The sequence below is a fragment of the Herminiimonas sp. NPDC097707 genome (assembly GCF_044761395.1).
Lineage (GTDB): Bacteria > Pseudomonadota > Gammaproteobacteria > Burkholderiales > Burkholderiaceae_D > Oxalicibacterium.
In genome coordinates, this window is record NZ_JBIWCI010000001.1 from 1,790,116 (window position 1) to 1,806,497 (window position 16,382).

The 16,382-nt window shown below is 55.3% G+C and carries 14 protein-coding genes; 11 read left to right on the forward strand and 3 right to left on the reverse strand.

Going from position 1 to position 16,382, the window contains the following annotated elements; translation table 11 throughout:
* The first annotated feature begins 1 nt into the window (after position 1).
* The 11 genes from ACIQW9_RS08665 to ACIQW9_RS08715 all read left to right on the forward strand — a co-directional run bounded on the left by ACIQW9_RS08665 (position 2) and on the right by ACIQW9_RS08715 (position 12,461).
* Positions 2 to 328, forward strand: coding sequence for a barstar family protein (locus ACIQW9_RS08665; RefSeq protein WP_402335469.1), 327 nt, complete (start codon positions 2 to 4; stop codon positions 326 to 328).
* 115 nt (positions 329 to 443) lie between these two features.
* Entirely contained in the window at positions 444 to 3,089 is a 2,646-nt protein-coding gene (gene leuS, locus ACIQW9_RS08670) for a leucine--tRNA ligase (protein WP_402335472.1), read from the forward strand.
* A 58-nt stretch (positions 3,090 to 3,147) separates the two neighbouring features.
* Positions 3,148 to 3,672, forward strand: coding sequence for an LPS assembly lipoprotein LptE (gene lptE, locus ACIQW9_RS08675; RefSeq protein WP_402335475.1), 525 nt, complete (start codon positions 3,148 to 3,150; stop codon positions 3,670 to 3,672).
* A complete protein-coding gene (holA, locus tag ACIQW9_RS08680) occupies positions 3,672 to 4,688 on the forward strand; it encodes a DNA polymerase III subunit delta (protein WP_402335478.1) in 1,017 nt (338 codons plus the stop codon). The genes lptE and holA overlap by 1 nt, the downstream gene beginning before the upstream one ends.
* A gap of 112 nt (positions 4,689 to 4,800) precedes the next feature.
* Positions 4,801 to 6,066, forward strand: a complete 1,266-nt coding sequence (locus tag ACIQW9_RS08685; RefSeq protein WP_402335481.1) for a glutamate-5-semialdehyde dehydrogenase — start codon at positions 4,801 to 4,803, stop codon at positions 6,064 to 6,066.
* 236 nt (positions 6,067 to 6,302) lie between these two features.
* The gene (locus tag ACIQW9_RS08690) at positions 6,303 to 6,722 is read left to right on the forward strand and encodes a CopD family protein (protein WP_402335484.1); all 420 of its coding nucleotides are present in this window, start codon (positions 6,303 to 6,305) and stop codon (positions 6,720 to 6,722) included.
* Positions 6,723 to 6,736: 14 nt separating this feature from the next.
* Positions 6,737 to 7,339 (forward strand): 2-hydroxychromene-2-carboxylate isomerase, encoded by a 603-nt coding sequence (locus ACIQW9_RS08695; RefSeq protein ID WP_402335487.1) that lies wholly within the window; start codon positions 6,737 to 6,739, stop codon positions 7,337 to 7,339.
* A gap of 109 nt (positions 7,340 to 7,448) precedes the next feature.
* Positions 7,449 to 8,678, forward strand: coding sequence for a class I SAM-dependent RNA methyltransferase (locus ACIQW9_RS08700; protein ID WP_402335490.1), 1,230 nt, complete (start codon positions 7,449 to 7,451; stop codon positions 8,676 to 8,678).
* Between the two features lie 286 nt (positions 8,679 to 8,964).
* A complete protein-coding gene (locus ACIQW9_RS08705) occupies positions 8,965 to 10,443 on the forward strand; it encodes an NAD-dependent succinate-semialdehyde dehydrogenase (RefSeq protein WP_402335493.1) in 1,479 nt (492 codons plus the stop codon).
* A 93-nt stretch (positions 10,444 to 10,536) separates the two neighbouring features.
* Positions 10,537 to 11,805: a multidrug effflux MFS transporter gene (locus ACIQW9_RS08710; RefSeq protein ID WP_402335495.1), complete on the forward strand. Its 1,269-nt coding sequence runs from the start codon at positions 10,537 to 10,539 to the stop codon at positions 11,803 to 11,805.
* A 437-nt stretch (positions 11,806 to 12,242) separates the two neighbouring features.
* Complete coding sequence (locus tag ACIQW9_RS08715; protein WP_402335498.1) at positions 12,243 to 12,461, forward strand: hypothetical protein; 219 nt, start codon at positions 12,243 to 12,245, stop codon at positions 12,459 to 12,461.
* 88 nt (positions 12,462 to 12,549) lie between these two features.
* Here ACIQW9_RS08715 and ggt read toward each other — a convergent pair whose 3' ends face one another.
* From ggt to ACIQW9_RS08730, 3 genes are all read right to left on the reverse strand, one after another.
* On the reverse strand, positions 12,550 to 14,247 hold the full coding sequence (gene ggt, locus ACIQW9_RS08720) for a gamma-glutamyltransferase (RefSeq protein WP_402335501.1): 1,698 nt from the start codon (positions 14,245 to 14,247) through the stop codon (positions 12,550 to 12,552).
* A gap of 214 nt (positions 14,248 to 14,461) precedes the next feature.
* Positions 14,462 to 15,019, reverse strand: a complete 558-nt coding sequence (locus tag ACIQW9_RS08725; RefSeq protein ID WP_402335503.1) for a DUF1097 domain-containing protein — start codon at positions 15,017 to 15,019, stop codon at positions 14,462 to 14,464.
* Between the two features lie 32 nt (positions 15,020 to 15,051).
* Positions 15,052 to 16,362: an amidohydrolase family protein gene (locus tag ACIQW9_RS08730; protein WP_402335506.1), complete on the reverse strand. Its 1,311-nt coding sequence runs from the start codon at positions 16,360 to 16,362 to the stop codon at positions 15,052 to 15,054.
* Between the last annotated feature and the right edge of the window lie 20 nt (positions 16,363 to 16,382).

Consider the following 16,382-nt stretch of genomic DNA (forward strand, 5'->3'; position numbering starts at 1 on the left):
CATGCCCGTCGTACACTTGAATGGCGAAACCATCGCCGACTGGAATGACTTCCATGCTGCATGCATAACGGCATTCGGCTTCCCCGATTTCTACGGCTGCAATATGGATGCCTGGGTCGATTGTCTCAGCTATCTGCGCGACGAAGACGGTATGACACGGTTCCGCCTGAAGCCGCATGAAAAATTGCTGATCGTCGTCGATCACGCCGACATCCTGCGCAAAAACGCACCGCATATTCTCGAAGATATCGCCTTCTGCATCGAAGGAATCAACGAACGCTATGCCGATTACGGCGAAAATCCCGCGCTGGAACTGAAGTTAGCCTGACTCCGGCAGGATTCCTGTCGACATTACCCCGCCACCGACGCGCCATCCGGGTGAGCGAACCAGTATAATCACGGGTTCGTATCTACATTCACCCTCACTTTTGGCTCCATCCGTCATGCAAGATAAATACAGCCCCGCCGACGTAGAAAAATCGGCGCACGACCATTGGCAGGCAAGCAACGCTTACAAGGCGGTCGAACACGCCAAGGATAAGAACGGCAAGGACAAGAAGAAATTCTACGCCTGCTCGATGCTGCCCTACCCATCCGGCAAACTGCACATGGGCCATGTGCGCAATTACACGATCAATGACGTGATGTACCGCTATCTGCGCATGAACGGCTACAACGTGCTCATGCCCATGGGCTGGGACGCGTTTGGCATGCCGGCGGAAAACGCTGCGATGGCGAACAATGTACCGCCGGCGCAATGGACTTACGCCAATATCGAGCATATGAAGACGCAGATGGCGTCGATGGGCCTGGCGATCGACTGGTCGCGCGAAATGACGGCGTGCAAGCCTGAATATTACAAATGGAACCAGTGGATGTTCCTGAAGATGCTGGAAAAAGGCATCATCTACAAGAAAACCGGTAGCGTGAACTGGGATCCTATCGATCAGACCGTGCTCGCCAATGAGCAAGTCATCGACGGTCGCGGCTGGCGCTCCGGCGCGCTGATCGAAAAGCGCGAAATCCCGATGTACTACGCCCGTATCACCGATTACGCAGAAGAATTGCTCGATCACGTTGAACATAAATTGCCCGGCTGGCCGGAACGCGTACGCACCATGCAAGCCAACTGGATAGGCAAATCAACCGGCGTACGTTTTGCATTCACGCACGACATCAAGGACGACGGGAAACTGCTCAACGACGGCAAGCTGTGGGTTTTCACCACCCGCGCCGATACCATCAAGGGCGTGACCTTTTGCGCCGTCGCAGCGGAACATCCACTGGCAACTTTCGCCGCAAAAAGCAATCCTGAACTGGCCGAGTTCATCGCCGAATGCAAACTCGGCAGCGTCATCGAAGCCGACATGGCAACGATGGAAAAGAAAGGCATGCCGACCGGCCTGTTCGTCAAGCATCCGCTGACCGGCCAATTGGTAGAAGTGTGGGTCGGCAATTACGTGCTGATCACTTATGGCGATGGCGCCGTGATGGGCGTGCCGGCGCACGACGAACGCGACTTTGCATTTGCAAAAAAATACGTGCTGCCTATCCATCAGGTGATCGATGTAGAAGGCAAAACCTTTTCCGAAGTGACCTGGCACGACTGGTACGCAGACAAGGAAAACGGTCGCTGCATCAACTCCGGCAAATACGACGGTTTGAATTATCAGCAGGCAGTCGATGCGATCGCCGCCGATCTGGAAGAACTCGGTCTGGGCGAAAAGAAAATCACCTATCGCCTGCGCGACTGGGGTATTTCGCGTCAGCGTTACTGGGGCACACCGATCCCGATGATCAACTGTGCCGATTGCGGCGCGGTGCCGGTGCCTGAAAAAGATTTGCCGGTCGTATTGCCGGAAGATTGCGTGCCGGACGGCAGCGGTAACCCGCTGAACAAGCACGAAGCCTTCCTCAAATGCGACTGCCCGAAATGCGGCAAACCAGCGCGTCGCGAAACCGACACGATGGATACCTTCGTCGATTCGTCGTGGTATTACATGCGCTATTGCTCGCCGAACAGCAACGACGCCATGGTCGACAGCCGCAACGATTACTGGATGCCGATGGATCAGTACATCGGCGGCATCGAACACGCTGTTCTGCATCTGCTGTACGCACGCTTCTGGACCAAGGTCATGCGCGATTTCGGCCTGGTGAAATTCGACGAACCCTTCACCAACCTGCTCACGCAAGGCATGGTGCTGAACGAAACCTACTATCGCGAAGACGCCAGCGGCAAGAAAACCTGGTTCAATCCGGCCGATGTGCAACTCGAACTCGATGACAAGGGTCGCCCGGTTTCGGCCATCCTGAACAGCGATCGTCAAGCAGTGGAAATCGGCGGCACGGAAAAAATGTCGAAGTCGAAGAACAACGGCATCGATCCGCAAGCACAGATCGATCAGTACGGCGCCGATACCGCACGCCTGTTTACGATGTTCGCGTCGCCACCGGAACAGACGCTGGAATGGTCGGGCGCCGGTGTCGAAGGTGCGAACCGCTTCCTGCGCCGTGTATGGACGTATTCATACAATCAGTCTGCACGCATTGCTGCAGCAACGACAGGCGATTTCAGCAAATTGTCTGATGCGCAAAAAACATTGCGCCGTGAAGTACACAAAATCCTGCAACAGGCCGACAACGATTACAAACGCATCCAGTACAACACCGTAGTCTCCGCCGGCATGAAAATGCTGAACACGCTGGAGGGCGCAAAGCTGGACGATAGCGCTGCATCCAACGCGGTGATCGCCGAAGGGCTGTCGATTTTCCTGCGCATCCTGAACCCGGTTGCACCGCATATCACGCACGCACTGTGGCAGGAACTCGGCTTTGCCAAAGTCCATGGCGATATACTCGATGCAGCATGGCCGCAAGTCGATGCCAGCGCACTGGAACAGGCTGAAATCGAAATGATGATTCAGGTGAATGGCAAACTGCGCGGCAGTATCGTCGTCGCCAAGGATGCCGACAAGGCCACGATAGAGGCGACGGCGCTGGCAAACGAAGCGGTGCAGAAATTCATCGAAGGCACACCGAAGAAAATCATCGTGGTGCCGGGAAAACTGGTCAACATCGTTGCATGATCGATGGCGTTAAAGTCCACAGTATCGAGTTGAAGTATTCATAGAGGCAGGATTATCCATGCAAAAAAATCGCCGTCTTCTCTGCATTGCGCTGACTTCCACCGTCATGCTGTCCGCATGCGGCTTCAAGCTGCGCGGGACTATACTCGGCAACGACCTGCCCTTCAAATCGATGTATATCGCCGTACCGGAAACATCGACGCTGGGTAGCGAACTGCGCCGTTATATACGCGGCAGCGGCGAACTGGAAATCAAGCAAAGCCCGGAAGAGGCGGAAGCCATTCTCGACCTCACGAATGAACTCCGCGAAAAAGTCATCCTGTCCCTGAACAGCCAGGGCCGTGTGCGTGAATACGTGCTGTACTACCGCGTGACCATACGCGTGCGCGACAACAAGAATGTCGAACTGCTGCCGCCGACACAGATTTCACTGAAGCGCGACATCAGCTATAACGAAAATCAGGTACTGGCAAAAGAAGCCGAGGAAGCCATGCTGTATCGCGACATGCAATCCGATCTGGTGCAGCAGATCCTGCGCCGGATCGCGGCCATCAAGCCGGCGGACCAAGCAACTGCGAAATAATGCAACTGCGCATTGATGCTCTCGCCACGCATTTGACCAAGCCGCTGGCCGGCTTGTATGTCATCACGAGCGATGAACATCTGCTGGCTCTGGAAGCGGCCGACAAGATACGCCAGACAGCGCGCGCACAAGGTTTTTCCGAGCGTGAAGTGCTGGTGGTCGACCGCAGTTTCAAATGGGGCGAACTGCTGGCCGCCAATCAGTCGCAATCGCTGTTCGGCGACAAGAAACTGATAGAGCTGCGCATCCCGACGGGCAAACCGGGCAAGGACGGCGGCAAGGCCTTGCAGGATTATGCAGCCTCGCTCAGCCCGGATAACGTCACGCTGATCACTTTGCCGAAACTGGATTGGGCGACGCAAAAAGCAGCCTGGGTGGCCAGCCTGCAGCAGGCCAGCGTATTCATCGATATTCCGCTGGTTGAACGCGCGCAACTGCCGGCATGGCTGGGCGTGCGGCTGGCAGCGCAAGGACAAAACGCCGATCGTGCATGCCTGGATTTCATTGCCGAACGGGTCGAGGGCAATCTGCTCGCCGCGCATCAGGAAATCCAGAAACTTGCACTGCTGTATCCGGCAGGTCCGCTGAGTTTCGAGCAGGTACATGATGCGGTCCTGAATGTGGCGCGCTACGACGTCTTCAAGCTGAATGAAGCGATGCTGAGCGGCGACACCGTCCGTCTGGTACGCATGCTGGAAGGCTTGCAAGGCGAAGGCGAAGCGCTGCCGTTGGTGTTATGGGCGGTGGCCGAAGAAATCCGCACCCTGCTGAAATTGAAATCCGGCATGGCGCAAGGCCGCCCTTTGAGCCAGTTGACGAAAGAACATCGCATCTGGGGCCCGCGCGAACGGCTGATCGAACCGGCCTTGCGTCGTTTGAAACTGGCGACGCTGGAAAGCGCACTGCAGGAAGCCGCACAAATCGATAAGATGGTGAAAGGTTTGCGCGCCAAGAAGTTTTCCGGCGATGCCTGGGATGCCATGCTGCAACTGGGATTGAAGATCGCACGCGGCTAGCAGGACAGGCAAGAGTACTTGCGATCGCACAGCATGCCGCCATATAGAATTCGTTTCACAGTTTCAGTTTTTATCCATTGATCAATCGAAGTACCAACCATTCCTGAGCAAAATGGACATCAAGCAATACATGAAAGAAGTCGGCCAGCGCGCCCGCAAGGCATCGCGCGGGATGGCTAAGGCCGATACGGCGGCCAAGAATCAGGCTTTATTGCTGATCGCCGCGGCCATCCGGCGCGATGCGGACGCATTGCGCACCGCCAACCAGAAAGATCTGGAAGCTGCACGTGCCGGCGGTCTGGCGCCGGCCATGCTGGATCGCCTGACGCTGTCCGACAAGGCGATCGCCACCATGGCCGAAGGCCTGGAGCAGATCGTCGCCCTGCCCGATCCTATCGGTGAAATATCCAACATGAAATACCGTCCGACTGGTATCCAGGTCGGCCAGATGCGCGTGCCGCTGGGCGTGATCGGCATCATTTACGAAGCACGGCCGAACGTGACGGTAGACGCGGCAGGCTTGTGCATCAAGAGCGGCAACGCCACCATTTTGCGCGGCGGCTCGGAAGCGATCCACTGCAATCAGGCACTCGCAAAACTGGTCAGTGAAGGTCTCGCCGGCGCCGGTTTGCCAGCCGATGCCGTACAGATAGTCGAAACCACCGATCGCGCCGCCGTCGGCGAGCTGATCACGATGCCGGAATACGTCGATGTGATCGTGCCGCGCGGCGGCAAAGGCTTGATCGAACGCCTGATGAAGGAATCCAAGGTGCCGATGATCAAGCATCTGGACGGTATCTGCCATGTGTATATCGACGACAAGGCCGATCCTGCCAAGGCGCTGGATATTGCATTCAATGCCAAATGCCATCGCTACGGCACCTGCAACACAATGGAAACTCTGCTGGTGGCGCGGGCGATTGCACCGAGCATCCTGCCGGCACTGGCCAAGCTGTATGCGACCAGGGATGTGGAATTGCGCGGCGACGACGAAGCGTGCGCCATACTGCAAGGCTATGCGCATCTGGCCACAGCCAGCGCGGAAGACTGGAGCACCGAATATCTGGACGCTATCCTGTCCGTCAAGATCGTTGCCGGCATGGATGAAGCCATCGACCATATCAATACCTATTCATCGAAGCACACCGACTCCATCGTCACCGAGGATTACACACGGGCGATGCGCTTCCTGCGCGAAGTCGATTCAGCTTCGGTGATGATCAATGCATCGACGCGTTTTGCCGACGGTTTTGAATATGGTTTGGGAGCGGAGATCGGCATCTCGAATGACAAGCTGCACGCGCGCGGCCCGGTTGGCCTGGATGGTTTGACCTCGCTGAAATATGTCGTATTCGGGCATGGAGAAGTGCGTGAATAGTGCCATGCAGACGGAGTGTTGCCTTGCAAGGCAACACCGTTACGCAGGCACGGGGCAATGCCCCGTGAATTCCCTGCTGCACCATGGCGAAGTACGTGAATAATGCATGCAATGGAGTACCGCCTTGCAAGCGGTACCGTTACGCAGGCGTGGAGCAATGCCCCACGAATTCCCTGCTGCACCACGGCGAAGTACGCAACTGAATAACAAACTGAAATCTTCACCTGGAAAACAACATGCTTTGGGTTAAAGCGCTGCACATCGTGTTTGTCATAGCGTGGTTCGCCGGCCTGTTCTATCTGCCGCGCATCTTCGTCAATCTGGCGATGGAAACCGATACGACCAGCACCACACGGCTGTTGCTGATGGCGCGCAAGCTGTACCGTTTCACGACGATCCTGGCCTTGCCGGCCGTGGTATTCGGCCTTGCCCTGCTGTCTTACGGTTTCGGCCAGGGACCCGGCAATGGCTGGCTGCACGCGAAACTGGCGCTGGTCGTCGTACTGATCGGCTATCACCATGCCTGCGGCTCGCTGCTGAAAAAATTTGAACGCGGTGCCAACAAGCGTAGTCACACATGGTACCGCTGGTTCAATGAAGTACCGGTCGTACTACTGCTGGCAATCGTCATTCTTGTTGTCGTCAAACCATTCTGATTTGAGGATATGTCATGACCAAGGTCTGTGAATACTATTTTGCACCGCAATCGCCTTGGTCTTATCTTGGGCACGAGCGCCTGATCGCGCTTGCCAGGCAATACGATGTGCACATCGAGATGAAGCCTGTCGACCTGCCGAAATTATTCAGTGTCTCCGGCGGTTTGCCGCTGGCAAAGCGTCCTCCGCAGCGTCAGGCCTATCGCCTGCTTGAACTGAAGCGCTGGAGCGAACACCTGAACCTGCCCCTGAATCCGCAGCCGAAATTTTTCCCGGTGTCGGGCGAACCATCGGCCAAGCTCATCATCGCCGCCAAGTTCGCACACGGCACCGATGCCGCACTCGATTTGACGAGCGCCGTGATGCGCGCCTTGTGGGCGGAAGACAAAAACATCATGGATGCAGACATTCTAATTGCACTGGTGAATGCAGCCGGACACGATGGCGCGGCTCTGTTCAAATCGTCGGAAACTGCCGCCGTGCAAAACGAATACGAGCAGTTCACCAACGATGCGATGGCAGCCAGCGTATTTGGCGCGCCATGGTATGTGGTGGACGGCGAAGCATACTGGGGCCAGGACAGGCTTGATTTCGTCGAACGCGCTTTTCAGAAATAAGCAGTACAAACACCCGCAACACAGACACAATCAGCAGCAACAGTTCGCACGGCGTATCGTCACGATACGGTCGCGCGTCTATTTTCATAACGGATAAAAGGTCCCCCTCATGTCAGCACCACATTCCTATTTTTGCCCCTGCCCGCGCGGCCTGGAAATCGCCCTCGCCGAAGAACTCAACGAGATCGCAGCAGCACCCGGCAGCGGCAACACGCTCAAGGTGCATTTGCAGGTTCCGGGCGGTGTGCATTGTTCCGGCACGCTGCAGGACGCCTATCGCATCAACTTGCATTCGCGTATCGCCTCACGCGTGTTGATGCGCATGGCACACGCCAGCTACACAACAGAAAACGATATTTACGATTTGACACTGGCACAACCGTGGGAAGACTGGTTCGCCGTGCATCACACGATACGTATCGACGTCACCGCGATTAAATCACCGTTGCGCAGCCTGGAATTCACCACCTTGAAAATCAAGGATGCGATCTGCGACCGTTTCCGCGATATCTACAACGAACGTCCATCGGTCGACACCAAGATGCCGGACATGCGCGTAGTCGGCTTTCTCGATGCACGCACCTTCACGCTCTATCTCGATACTTCCGGCGAAGCCCTGTTCAAACGCGGCTGGCGTCTTGATACCGGCGATGCGCCTTTGCGTGAAAATCTGGCAGCCGGCCTGTTGCGCACTGCCGGCTGGAAGCCCGGCATGACGCTGTTCGATCCTATGTGCGGCTCCGGCACCATCCTGGCGGAAGCAGCGCAAATGCTGGCTGGCATTCCACCCGGCTTGCGTCGCAATTTCGCGTTCGAAAAATTCGCCGGCTTCAGCAAGGAAGAATGGTCGGCGATCAAGAACAGCGTCAAGGCAAATCCCATCCCGGCCGAACCGACGATTTTCGGCAGCGATATTTCCGGCGACATGGTGGCCATGACGCGCAGCAATCTGAACAAGGCCGGCATCACCTTTGAGGTGCCGCTGAAGCAGATCGAAGCGCAGGAAGTAAAGGCGCCGAGCGAAACCCCGGGCATCCTGCTGACCAATCCACCGTATGGCGAACGGATAGGCGTACGCGGCGACAGCACGATTGCCGATGACGATATGGCAAAGGAATTTTTCAGCGCCTTCGGCACCACGCTCAAGCAACGCTTCGCCGGCTGGAAAGTATTTCTCTTTACCGCTGATCTCGGCTTGCCGAAATTATTGCGTTTGAAAGAAGCGCGCAAAACGCCTTTCTTCAACGGCGCACTGGAATGCCGCTTGTTCCGCTTCGATATGGTGGCCGGTTTCAATCGTCGCGAGCAGGCCAAACCCAAAACCGATGTTGCTGAATAAATCCATTTATTCAGCAGTGACTGAAAAATAGAGAGTGAAGTCTCCTGACGCCATGCGGTCAGGAGCGCTCGCGCAGGATACGTAGTACGGCCAGTGAGCACTTCCCACGAGCACATCATCCACAGATTTGTCGATAGTGTACGGTGCGCAGCAAAACGCGGCCACCCATGCCCATGCCATAAAATTCCAGCCGCCCTTGTGCACAGCCAGCGCTTCATTCAAGTCCTTCCCGGCGCAATTGCGATGATTCAGCTATCCTTTTCACTTTGCGATACAGGAGAACTTCATGTTGCGTGCTGCCAGTAATCCCTTCCAGATGAAAGATCCTTCCCTGCTGCGCAATCTGGCCTACGTCGATGGGACATGGACAGGAGCCGCGACGAACTTCGATATCAATAATCCCGCAGATGGCAGCATCATCGGCAGCGCGCCCAACATGGGCGCAGAAGAAACTGAAACGGCCATCCGGGCGGCACAATCTGCGTTTCCTGCATGGGCGGCAAAAACCGGCAAGGAACGCGCCATCATCATGCGCCAGTGGTTCGACCTGATCATCGCCAACGCAGATGACCTGGCGATCCTGATGACGGCCGAACAGGGCAAACCGCTGATTGAGTCCAGAGGCGAAGTGATTTACGGCGCCAGTTTTATCGAATGGTTTTCCGAAGAAGCCAAGCGCGTCAGCGGCGATGTGATGGCGTCGACCTGGAGCGATAAACGCACGCTCACGATCAAGCAACCGATAGGTGTTTGTGCAGCGATTACACCGTGGAATTTTCCGATTGCGATGATCACGCGCAAAGTCGCGCCAGCCGTTGCTGCCGGTTGCACAATTGTGATCAAGCCGGCTGAACAAACCCCTTTGTCAGCGCTCGCCATCGCGGAACTGGCGCATCGTGCCGGTTTGCCGGCCGGCGTCATCAATGTGATCACGGCAGATGCAGAAAATTCGATTGTCGTCGGCAAGACCCTGTGTGCCAGCCCGATCGTGCGTCACGTGTCCTTTACCGGCTCAACACCGGTCGGACGCATATTGATGGAGCAATGCGCACCTACTGTCAAAAAAATCGGCCTGGAGCTCGGTGGCCATGCCCCGTTCATCGTATTCGATGATGCCGATCTGGATGCAGCAGTCACAGGTGCATTGCAATCCAAATATCGCAATGCCGGCCAAACCTGCGTGTGCACCAACCGCTTTTATGTGCACGAATCTATTTACGATGCCTTTGTGCAAAAGCTCGCCGCAGGCGCGGCCAGGATTAAGGTTGGCAACGGTTTCGAGCAAGGCGTGTTGCAAGGTCCGCTGATAGACGATCAGGCAATTCGAAAAGTCGAACAACATGTCAGCGACGCTGTCAAAAAAGGGGCAAGCGTGGTGACCGGCGGAAAAAAACATGCGCTGGGCGGACACTTTTATGAGCCCACCGTATTGTCGAATATCACCGACGACATGAGCATCATGCATGAAGAAACCTTCGGCCCGGTCGCAGCCGTCGTCAAGTTCAAAACAGAGGACGAAGCAATTGCCGCGGCCAACAATACTGACTTCGGACTCGCCAGTTATTTCTATTCACGCGATATCAGCCGTGTCTGGCGCGTCGCCGAAAAACTGGAATACGGCATGGTTGGTATCAATACCGGCTTGATCTCGAATGAAGTGGCACCCTTCGGCGGCGTCAAGCAATCCGGCCTCGGTCGCGAAGGATCGAAGTACGGCATCGACGAATATCTGGAAATAAAATATCTGTGCATGGGCGGCATATAAGCATCGCCAGATCACACCTGCATACAGGCTGATTTTGATTCACTCACCACACATCGGTCATGCGATTTGCTCACGAAGAAAAAAGTAAAACCGATGCCAGACGCACCTAAGCCATCAATCCGCCCAGCCGCCACAGTTGCGATCACCAGCAGCGCACTCGCCATCATGCTGGCTGCCCTGTCCATGCTGGGTCCGTTTTCGATCGATACCTATCTGCCGGCCTTCCCCAACATACAGGCCTCCCTCGGCGCCAGTGCGCTTGAAGTCCAGCAAACGCTGACGGCTTACCTGCTTTCCTTTGCCGTGATGATCCTGTGGCACGGGGCCTTGTCGGATGCCTTCGGCCGTCGCAATATCATTCTGGTTTCACTGGCCGTCTTTGCAGTGGCAACGCTGGGCTGCGCTGCTGCGCACAGCATAGAATATCTGTGGGCCTTCCGCATGCTGCAAGGCATCTCGGCCGGCGCCGGCGTGGTGATCGGCCGCGCCATCATCCGCGATCTGTATGCAGGAGCCGCAGCGGAAAAACTGCTGTCGCTGGTCACCATGATTTTTTCGATTGCACCGGCGATTGCGCCTATGCTCGGCGGCTGGATCGTCAAACGCATGGATTGGCGCGCGATCTTTCTGGCATTGTTTGCCTATGCAGTGCTGCTGCTTTTGTATTGCTACAAACGCTTGCCGGAATCATTGCCGCCAGAAAAACGCCATCCCTTCAATCCGCAATTTCTATATCAAAGCTATAAACGCGTGTTTCGCTCACCGCTGTTTCATTTGAAGGCTGGCGCAGTGGCCTTCAATTTTGCCGGCATGTTTCTGTATGTTGCGGCGGCGCCGGTTTTTCTGGTCGAGCATCTTGGCCTGGGGCCGGATCAGTTCGGCTGGCAGTTCGTACCGACAGTGGCGGGGATTTTTTGCGGCGCATTGAGCGCCAACCGGTTGGCCGGCAACATCCCGCTCGGGCGTCAGGTCTTGATCGGCTTTGCCTTACTGGTCGGCGCCAGCGTGTTCAATGTGATCTATCACGCTCTCTATCCACCCATGCTGCCGTGGTCGGTCGCCCCGCTGTTTTTCTATACCTTCGGCATGTCCATGGTGGCGCCCGGCGTCACGCTGATGGTGCTGGATCTGTTCCCGAATATTCGCGGCATCGTCGCGTCCTGCCAGTCCTTCGTATTGATGATGCTGGGTGCACTGGTTGCCGGCGTCATCGCTCCTGTCTTGTCGCATTCGCCGGTATCGCTGGCAGCAGGACAACTGGTTTGCGCCGCCATTGCCTTGAGCCTGTGGCTGGGCGGGCGCAGTTACCGGCGCATGCTGGATATGCGCAAGAAGGCAAATGCATGGGAAACGGTGGAATGATTCAGCGCAACGCCAACATGGTCACAGCCACTGTTGCGCACACGCCGGCCGTTACCAGGGTAGCGAGCCGCAAGCGGCCAGAATAGCCTGGCGATTTTTTACAAGAGGACGTAGCAATGCTGGGAAATGCTGCTCACCGTTGATGCGTGCGCGATGATTTTTATTTTGTATAAATCAGGACAAGCCTGCGGTGACACTCAAGTGAAACAGATGCTGCAAATGCCGTAGAAGCGATGAGAAAAAGCCAAGGTGCTTTTCAAAATAAAAAGGCCATCCATCTTAACGAAATCTTCACGCCACCATAGGCATTTCAGGGCTAAAAATCTATGCAAAATATTTTCATGTATGCGTCAACCGCAATGTTTTTCTGACGTTATGTACGTACGAACTGACAAACAGTTCGCACTATTTCATCAAACTTTAGAGAGAGCACTCACATGAACAAATTAATCGCTGCCCTGGTTGCTGGTCTGTTTGCCTCCTTCGCGTTCGCGCAAGCTCCGGCACCTGCTGCTGCACCAGCGCCAGCTGCTGCTCCGGCCGCTGCACACGCAACAGCACACAAAGCAAAAACAAAAACGCATGCAAAAAAACACAAAACCAGCAAAAAGAAAGCAAAAGCACCTGCTGCTGCCGCAGCCCCAGCAGTTAAGTAATTCGCAGTAATGAAAAGACAGGCATAGAGCCTGTCTTTTTTAATTGCCGGCTCAGACCGGATACTGAGCCGGCAGTTTTTTACATCAGCTAGACACCCAAGGCACGACCATCGCTGCGCGGATCATGTGCGCCAGAGAAGGTGCCACTCTTCTGATCGATCACAATCGCACCCGGATGCCCGGACAATGGACTTTGCGCAGGAATCACGCTCATCTCATGACCGCGTCGCGCCAGTTCCGCAAATACTTTTTCACCCGCATCTTTTTCCAGCTTCAGTGAATCCCGCGTATCCGAAAACGTTTTTCCGAGCAGGAAGCGCGGTTTCGACAAGGCCGTCAACGGATCCATGCCGTAATCGATCATCCTGGTCAGAATAGTCGCCAGCGTTTGCGGCTGTCCATCTGCACCTTGCGTTCCATACAGGATGTGCGGCTTGTCATTCTTCAGATACATGCCAGGATTGAGTGTATGGAAAGGACGTTTCCCCGCTTGCAGCACATTCAGGCTGTCCGCCTTCAGGCTGAAGGATGCACCGCGGTTATGCCACAGAATGCCAGTGTCGCCCGCCATCATGCCGCTGCCCCAGTCGAAATAAACCGTCTGCAGCATGGATACCGAATTGCCTTGCGCATCGGTCGCACCGATATACACGGTATCGCCGTTCTTGAAGACATGCGGCCACGGCAGCGCCTGTTGCATTTGAATCTTGCCGGCGAGCTGGTCCAGATGTGCTTTCGACAGCAGCTTGGCCGAAGGGACGTTGACAAATTCGGGATCGGCCACGTATTGATTGCGGTCGATGAAAGCGCGCTTCACCGCTTCCACGACGACGTGATAATAGTCTGCACTGCCCTCCGGAATTTTCTTCAGATCGAAACGATCGAGGATGCCCATGATTTCCAGCGTGGTAATACCTTGTGTCGGCGGCTGGTTCGCCAGCAATACGCCATCGCGGTAATTGACGCGCAAAGGCGGTTCTATGCGCGCCTGTGTTTTTGCCAGATCGGACGCCGTCAATGGCGAGCCTGCGCTTTTCAGGCCTTTCGCAATGCGTTCCGCCAGCTTGCCTTCGTAAAAATCGCGATAGCCGCGCACCGCCAGCATCTCCAGCGTATCGGCCAACTGCGGCTGCTTGAATAACTGGCCGATTTCAGGAGCCTTGCCATTGATCATGAAGGATTGCGCAACGCCCGGCAGCGCATTCATTTCCTTTTCGCGGAAATCCATCCAGAAACGTTCCGACGGCGATACCGGAAAACCGTCACGCGCAAAGCCGATCGCCGGTTTCAGCAATTCTGCCCAGCTCTTGCTGCCTGCCAGTTCCCTACTGCTGATGTCGAAGGCCTTGCCGAGCGTATCGACGTTGGCTGCCGTGGTCAGCATGGAAGCCGGCCCGCGCACCGGAATGGTACTGCCGCTGTATTGCGGCAGGATCGCCGGCGCCTGGCCGATGCCGGACAAGGTTCTGACCTTGCCGTTGCGATCGCTGATGATCATGAAGGCATCGCCGCCGAAACCGGAGAAATGCGGATAGGTCACGTTCAAACATGCTGCGATGGCAATCGCTGCTTCGATCGCATTGCCGCCTGACTTCAATACATCCAGCCCGGCATTGGTAGCCAGCTCATGCGGACTGGTCACCATGCCTTTGGTCGAGGTAGCCAGCACACTCTTCGGCCTGGCTTCCAGCGCCATCGATAGCGGCGCCATCGAACCCAATGCCATTGCACCTGAGGCAGATAAAAAATCCCTTCTCGTCATACCGGGGAAAAGCCTGTTTTTCATTTTGTCTCCGTATAAATTATGGCGACAAGATGCGTACCGACCATCACATCCTCGGCTAGTCGCTACGCGCTTGTCTATCTTGTTAAATCACGTGCGCAACGAAACGAATGTATCCGAATGCGCGATAACACTCAACAGCAAGTCTTCCGCTTTTATTCTGCACAAAAAAAAGCACTGCCAAGTTTTGAGACCTGGCAGTGCTTTCAAGGACGAATCAGACTTTTTGCTGTACGTGATTATTCGCTGTAGCGTTTGATTTCGGGAAGGTATTTTCCAGCGGTACATGACGATGCGAGAAGTTGGCTGTGATCCAGGCATAGATAGGGCCAAGGAAACTCATCACGAGTACGACACCGAGTGCCGACAGTGGATCTTTCGGTACAGGGCCGAAGCCGCCGAATATCGTCGCGAAGTAGGACGCAAAGCCAAAGAACATGCCAGGCACGAAGCTAATGACGGGGAAGCGTGCCATCAATATCATTGCTGAATTTAAACAGAACAAAATTACACATTCTGCGATGAGCAGATTGGTGCCGGAAAGATTCTTCGAGGCGATGCCAAAACCGGTAACAACCAGAAAACCGGTGATCGAACCAACCGGAAGCGTCGCCCAGATACGCTTCATATTGGCAGTGCTTGGGCCGCCCATCGCAAAGGTACCTGCCCAGCTGATAAAGATCGCCCAGACTGGCAAGTGCCAGGGCAATTGCGCCATAAGGACGGTGGTGACTGCGAGTAAGGATGCTACAACTGCGTGTGGTGGCTTTTTCATGCTTGTCTCCTGATTTATTGAGTGAATATTTGTTATTTGGCTGCGACGGGTTCGCAGACATGGTCCTTGGCGCCATGATCGTGTGCGCCACAACAGCCGTGACGATGTATCGTGCTTTTATGCTGAGTGACCACGGTTATTTTTCCGCGTTTGATCACCCATGAACGCGCAGGAATATCAAGCAAGGCATCGGCTACCTGATAGGTATCCAGTATCACCAGATCGGCTTGCTTGCCGACCGCAAGGCCATAGTTTTCACCGATGCCGATGGAACGTGCGGCATTGATAGTGCCCATATCCAGAACCGCCGCCTGATGTACCGGCGTGCCAAAGGAAATCGCGTGTGCCAGCATATTGCCGATGACCAGCATGTCCGCTTTGCCGAATGGCGTGAAGGCATTGCGTATATTGTTGGATGAGTAGGCGACGTTGACGCCCGCTTCATGCAGAGCGCGCACCGGCGTCAAACCGCGACGGCGATTTTTCACATCGTTGCGACCGCCCAGATACAGATCCGTAGCCGGCAGGGTCACGATGCTGATATCGGCCTTGCGCAGCAATTCGATTACCGGCTTCAATTCATCCGGATCGAGCGAACCGAGACTGGTGACATGGCCGAGCGAGACTCTGCCCTGATAACCGGTATCGATAGTTTTTTGCGCAACATAAGCCGCCGAAGCAAAACGCTGATCACTTGCATCATCGGAAAAATCCGCATGCAGATCGATAGGTGCATCATACTTTTGCGCCATCTCGAACACGATGTCGATATGGCTTTTGGTATCGTCCCATGACAGCTCGTTGTATGGACAGCCGCCGACCACATCGGCACCCATGCTCATCGACTTTTCCATCAAGTCGGTGGTGCCGGGGGATTTGATGATGCCTTCCTGCGGGAATGCAACGATCTGAATATCCATCAGATCCTTGTATTCATCGCGCAGCTCGAGCGCTGTTTCCACACCGATCAGCCCCTGAATCAAATCAACGTCAGGATGTGCGCGCAATGCAACCGTACCGTTCTTGACTGCCATATCGAGCACCTGGCGTGAACGATCCAGCACGTCATTGCGCTCCTGTTTGCTCTTCAGGATGCCGGTGACGCGTATCGCTTCTTCCAGCGTGCCAAGTACCGGCGGCAGACGCCGGTGCAGGAATGCTTTCTCCAGATGCAAATGCGGTTCGACCAGGCCTGGAATAACGGCACGGCCTTCTGCATCGATTGCATCTGTCGCCGAGGCTGTAATGCCTTCTTCTATTGCGACAATTTTCCCATTCTTGATACCAATGTCCATCAGTGGTTTGTCATCCCACACGCGAACATTGTGTATTAAAAGGTCCATCTCCATAACCATCTCCTCTG